This window comes from Allobosea sp. CER48, assembly GCF_044752385.1.
Classification (GTDB): Bacteria; Pseudomonadota; Alphaproteobacteria; order Rhizobiales; family Beijerinckiaceae; genus Allobosea.
The window spans coordinates 1-1106 of sequence record NZ_JBIWYK010000726.1 but is presented as its reverse complement, the minus strand read 5'-3'; the positions used below and the strand labels follow the sequence as shown (position 1 = coordinate 1106).

The following is a 1106-nucleotide window of genomic DNA, read 5'->3' as shown; positions in this document are numbered from 1 at the left end:
ACAGTCGTGGTCAAGGGTTCCACGCACGGCCTGCGGGCGCCAGGGAATGACGGCAGCGCGCGCTCAGCGCGGCGCCGCCAGGATGATCGCGGCGCCGGCGAGGCAGATGGCGCCTCCGGTCAGGTCCCAGCGGTCCGGCCTGATGCCCTCGACGGTCCAGAGCCAGCCCAGCGACGCCGCGATGTAGACGCCGCCATAGGCGGCGAAGGCGCGGCCCGCCGCGGCGCTCTCGACCAGAGTCAGCAGCCAGGCGAAGAGCCCGAGCGAGACCAGCCCCGGCAGCAGCCACCAGATCGGCTTGCCGAGCCTGAGCCAGCCCCAGAAGGCGAAGCAGCCGGCGATCTCGAAGAGCGCGGCGCCGATATAGGCGGCGATGGTCGGCATGGCGGTCCGGTGGGGCTTCTCGCGGTGGGAGCGTCAGTCTAAAGCCATGTGCCACGGAAACAACGTCGTCCCGGTTCTCCGCTCCGTCCGAGCCGGGGCGATGCATCAGGATGCGAGAGTTCATGTCCGATATCGCCATCATCGGCGCCGGCCCTGCCGGGTTGATCGCCGCCGAGCGGCTGGCGGGGGCCGGGCATCGCGTCACGATCCACGAGCGCATGGCTTCTCCCGCCCGCAAGTTCCTGCTTGCGGGGCGCGGCGGCCTGAACCTCACCCATGCCGAGCCGTTCGACGCCTTCCTCGGCCGCTATCGCGAGGCGGGGGATTGGCTGGAGCCGGCCTTGCGCGCCTTCCCGCCGCAGGCGCTGCGCGACTGGGCCGACGGACTCGGCGCGGAGACCTTCGTTGGTTCGAGCGGCCGCGTCTTTCCGCGCGTGATGAAGGCCTCGCCGCTGCTGCGCGCCTGGCTCGGCCGGCTCGGGGGCCTCGGCGTGCGGCTCGCATCCGGGCGCCTCTGGACCGGCTGGAATGCCGATGGCGCGCTGAATTTCCGACTCCCGGGCGGCGAAACCGAAGCGATCCGCCCCGATGCGACGCTGCTGGCGCTGGGCGGGGCGAGCTGGCCGCGGCTCGGTTCGGATGGTGGCTGGGCTCCGCTGCTGGAAGGGCGTGGCGTCGTCGTCTTGCCGCTCCGGCCGGCGAATGGCGGCTTCACGGTCGCC

General features: G+C 72.2%; 2 protein-coding genes. One reads left to right on the top strand and one right to left on the bottom strand.

Features of this window, described 5'->3' with window-relative positions:
- Window positions 1-63: 63 nt before the first annotated feature.
- Complete coding sequence (locus tag ACIPIA_RS16830; protein WP_400511128.1) at window positions 64-384, bottom strand: YnfA family protein; 321 nt, start codon at window positions 382-384, stop codon at window positions 64-66.
- A 122-nt stretch (window positions 385-506) separates the two neighbouring features.
- On the opposite strand from ACIPIA_RS16830, the gene ACIPIA_RS16825 reads away from it, so the two are divergent.
- A partial coding sequence (locus ACIPIA_RS16825) for an NAD(P)/FAD-dependent oxidoreductase (protein ID WP_400511127.1) occupies window positions 507-1106 on the top strand: 600 nt, incomplete at its 3' end.

Bases quoted from the DNA above. Each gene is read 5' to 3' on its own strand.
- ACIPIA_RS16830 (WP_400511128.1), bottom strand. From the start codon at position 384: ATGCCGACCATCGCCGCCTATATCGGCGCCGCGCTCTTCGAGATCGCC.